Source organism: Clostridia bacterium (assembly GCA_036562685.1).
Lineage (GTDB): Bacteria > Bacillota > Clostridia > Christensenellales > DUVY01 > DUVY01.
This window is the reverse complement of the sequence record DATCJR010000172.1, coordinates 1-3,992: the sequence shown is the minus strand read 5'-3', so window position 1 is coordinate 3,992 and position 3,992 is coordinate 1. Positions and strand designations below refer to the sequence as shown.

At 34.9% G+C, this 3,992-nt stretch carries 4 protein-coding genes; 2 read left to right on the top strand and 2 right to left on the bottom strand.

The features are described from left to right. The first annotated feature begins 63 nt into the window (after positions 1–63). Positions 64–1,341: a glycosyltransferase family 2 protein gene (locus VIL26_07670; protein HEY8390805.1), complete on the top strand. Its 1,278-nt coding sequence runs from the start codon at positions 64–66 to the stop codon at positions 1,339–1,341. 73 nt (positions 1,342–1,414) lie between these two features. On the opposite strand, the gene VIL26_07665 is transcribed toward VIL26_07670, so the two are convergent. Further along, positions 1,415–2,893, bottom strand: coding sequence for an NAD(P)H-hydrate dehydratase (locus VIL26_07665; GenBank protein HEY8390804.1), 1,479 nt, complete (start codon positions 2,891–2,893; stop codon positions 1,415–1,417). A 110-nt stretch (positions 2,894–3,003) separates the two neighbouring features. On the opposite strand from VIL26_07665, the gene VIL26_07660 reads away from it, so the two are divergent. Then, a complete protein-coding gene (locus VIL26_07660; protein ID HEY8390803.1) occupies positions 3,004–3,570 on the top strand; it encodes an acetylglutamate kinase in 567 nt (188 codons plus the stop codon). A gap of 61 nt (positions 3,571–3,631) precedes the next feature. Here VIL26_07660 and acpS read toward each other — a convergent pair. After that, positions 3,632–3,992, bottom strand: a 361-nt coding sequence (acpS, locus tag VIL26_07655; GenBank protein HEY8390802.1) for a holo-ACP synthase, incomplete at its 5' end; no start/stop codon positions are given.

The window sequence follows — 3,992 nt, the reverse complement described above, 5'->3', positions numbered from 1 at the left end:
TGCTGATAATTGCCCAAAAAAATGTTATAAATCTAAAACACGAAAAAATTACTGAGGAAAAAAATGACTGAAATTTTAAAAACAATTGACCTCGTATCATTAATAATGACCATCGTCTTATTGGCGCTTAATTTTCATCTTATTATATATTTTTTTGTTGCTGTTTTCTTGCCCCCTAAACGATTTAAAAAAGCATCTGAACTTAATCGTTATGGCGTATTAATTCCTGCACGAAATGAGCAAAAAGTCATCGCACAATTGATAGACAGCATAAAAAAACAAGACTATCCTTCTGAGCTTATAGATATATTTGTCATAGCTGACAACTGCACTGACAATACTGCCCTAGTTGCTAAGAACGCTGGCGCAATAGTCTATGAAAGGTTTGATACTGAAAAAAAGGGCAAAGGCTATGCACTTAATTATGTTCTAAATAAGATTTTTACAGAATATAAAGACCGCAATTATAAAGGATTTTTCTTGTTTGATGCTGACAACCTTTTGTCAAAAGATTTTGTTATAAAAATGAATGATGCCGTAAACGAAGGCTACAAAATCATCACTGGATACCGTGCTCCCAAAAATTATGGACAGAACTGGATTGCAGCAGGCAGCGGTATGATTTATTTGGAACAATCACGCCTTGAACATCGCGCTAGAACCAAGTTACATACCCAAACTCATATAAGCGGAACAGGCTTTTATGTCGATTATGAATTGCTTGTTTCTCAGGGCGGCTGGCCTTATACAACACTTACCGAAGATTTGGAATTTTCTCATGCCAATGTTTTAAAAGGTCAAAAAATCATACAATGTTTTGATGCAGTATTTTATGATGAACAGCCTGCCAAATTTAAGGATATGATCAATCAGCGCGTTAGATGGGTACGAGGCAATTATATATGCATGAAATTGTTCTCCTTAAAATATTTTAAAAATTTGATTACAAAAAGACAATTTGCAGCACATGACCTCAACCTCATATTACTGCCCATACCTTTGATTACAATCACATGGGGACTTGGTTCATCCATTGCTCAGATATTTTTGGCTATAATATCACCTGAAATTTCATTATCTGCGGTCGCAATCAAATTATTAATATTTTTAGGGATATTCTACGCCATTTTGGCTTTTATAGCATTGGTTGTTACCATTCTTGATTGGAAGCGTATTATCGCTCCAGCATATAAAAAGATATTTTATATCTTTACATTCCCTATTAATATTGCAACCTATGTCTATATTATTTATCGTGCCTTGTTTAAGATAAAAGGCTGGAAGCCAATATCCCGATCAGATACTCACTCAATAATAGATCTTGAAAATAGAAAAAAATAAAACTCAAAAATAAAGAAAAAACACGCAATAAAACTGCGTGTTTTTTATATCAATTAAAACATCAAACCTAATACTACTTAGCTATCAAATCCTTAATTACATTAGGAATATTATTTATTACATCTGACGCTAGTACGCTATATGAGCCTTTTTGATGCTCGGCATTTATTGCAGCCTGACCGCATACAAAACACGCTGCATAGCAAGCTTGCAAAACAGGCAAAACTTTGACCAAAGCGCCTATGCATCCAGACAATACATCTCCGCTGCCGCCTTTACTTTGAGCTGGAGTGCCCGTTATATTAGCTAACACTTTATCACCGTCCGTTATTACTGTGCAATTACTTTTCAAAACTGTTATAACTTTATATTCTTTTGAAAACTGTTTTGCCAATTCAATAGGGTTTTTCTTAATTTCGTCAATGCTTTTTTTATTAAGTCTTGCAAACTCTCCAATATGCGGAGTCAAAATGACTTGGCACTTAGTATTTTTTAGACTGTCTTTATTCAGACTGTTAAGCCCGTCAGCATCTATTATCACTGTAATGGCATAGTTTTTAATAACATAATCTATTATTTTGCCCACTTCTTGGCTTTGTCCTAATCCCATGCCGATTATCAAAACATCAGTTTTTTTCATTAATTCGTCAATTTCATTTTGATTAAAAATTACGTGTCCACTTTTATCATCAGATAAAAAATATAGCATGTTTTCTGTTACTCTAGACATATAAGCACATTTAATCGAATCGGGAATTGCAAGCGTTATCAAACCTGCACCGCTTAAAAGTGCAGCCTGAGCCGAATTAAGCCCAAGATAAGCAGCACCGCACATAGTCTCGCTTCCTGCAATTATTTTGATGTTGGCATAATTGCCTTTATGCGAAGCCTTAGGTCTTTTAGGCAAAACGATATTGTCTGGAACTTCTATATAATCGCCTTCGGGTATAACTGCGCCGATATCGTCAAGTATAATGTTGCCGCACATATCAGCGCCGTCATTAAAAAAATGTCCTATCTTGTATCCTACAAAGGTAACCGTAGTGTGTGCTTTTACACATACGCCTTGAATAAGACCGTTATCTGAATTTAATCCGCTAGGGATATCGGCGCTTATGATATAAGCATTGCTTTGGTTAATTGCTTGAATAATATCCTTATAAATACCGCTAATTTCTCTTGCTAGCCCTGTTCCAAAAATGGCATCGACTATTACTTCATATTTTGAAAAATCCTGATCTTGTGCTTTTAAAGTTTTTTGTCCTTTTTGTTCAAGTCTATCAAGATAATATTTTGCACCCTGTGAATTTATTTCGCCTGTCAAAAACACATCTACATTATAAAAATCTACCAAATATTCCGCAGCCGCCAATCCATCTCCACCGTTATTGCCAGGACCGCAAACAATTGCAATGTTCTTTTTATTTAATGTCTTTACAGCATCAGCCAAAGCCTTGCCTGCCCTGCCCATTAAAGTAACGGTGCTGACGCCTAAAACTTCTTCATTATAGCGGTCAATATTTTTCATTTCGCAAGATGAGTATAAAAACATTTTAATCACCTTATTTATTATATCATAATTAGGTTTTGACTAACCTGTTTTAGCAAAAACAAATATACATGCATAGTATGTAATGATTATTTACATAAGGAGAAAAGATAATGTATTCCAATTACAATACAGAAGAAAAATGCTTAAACCCGTCGCAATTACATATTTTTTATACCATGAGAAGGCTTTGGAATGAGCATGTATTATGGACCAGACAGTTTATTGTAAGCAGTATTTTTAACAATCCTGACCTAGAAGCTGTAACTCAAAGATTGCTAAGAAACCCTTCAGACTTTGGAATGGTTTTAAGACCGTTTTATGGAAACCGTGCGACACAAGAATTTGTCGAGTTGCTAACCGACCACCTTTTAATTGCAGCCGCCTTAGTAGACGCAGGAAAAGCTGCAGACATACAAGAATATGACAGACAACGCAGACTTTGGTTTGAAAACGCCGAAATGATCGCGAGATTATTGGCTTCGATTAACCCTTACTGGAGTCAAAGAGAATGGCGCGATATGTTATTTAAACACCTTGAGTTATTGGAAGATGCCGTTGTTATGATTTTGAACAAAGAATATGAAAAAGGCGTAGCGCAATACGATTTGATTCAGGCGCAAGCCTATGAAATGGGCGATGTAATGGCAAAAGGAATAATAAGACAGTTTGGATTATAATATCTAGATTTTAAAATACTAAAAATTCATCTAGTGTTTTAGGTAAAAAAATACGGGACTTTTAGTCCCGTTTTTTTATCAAACATATTGCTGTCGCATAGTTTTGGCTGTGAGATATGCTTATTTCTGCTATCATATCTTGCATCAATTCTTGGGCTTTGTTATAAAAGACTAGATATGGACTTCCTGTAGATGTATGTCTAATTTCTATGTCTTTTAAGTTAATCTCTACAAAGCCTGTCTTTAACGCCTTAACAAACGCTTCTTTTGCACAAAAAATTCCTGCAAGAGTTTGAACTTTGCAGCCTTTTTTTTGGTAATATTCCCGTTCATATTCTGTAAAGGCTTTTTCCAAAAAAGACGGAGTACGCGTCAAGGCTGTTTTTATTCTTTTTATCTCAATAATGTCTATACCTATCATT

Excerpts from the sequence above, each read along its gene's own strand:
- VIL26_07670 (HEY8390805.1), top strand. The coding sequence starts at position 64 with ATGACTGAAATTTTAAAAACAATTGACCTCGTATCATTAATAATGACC.
- VIL26_07665 (HEY8390804.1), bottom strand. The coding sequence starts at position 2,893 with ATGTTTTTATACTCATCTTGCGAAATGAAAAATATTGACCGCTATAAT.
- VIL26_07660 (HEY8390803.1), top strand. The coding sequence starts at position 3,004 with ATGTATTCCAATTACAATACAGAAGAAAAATGCTTAAACCCGTCGCAA.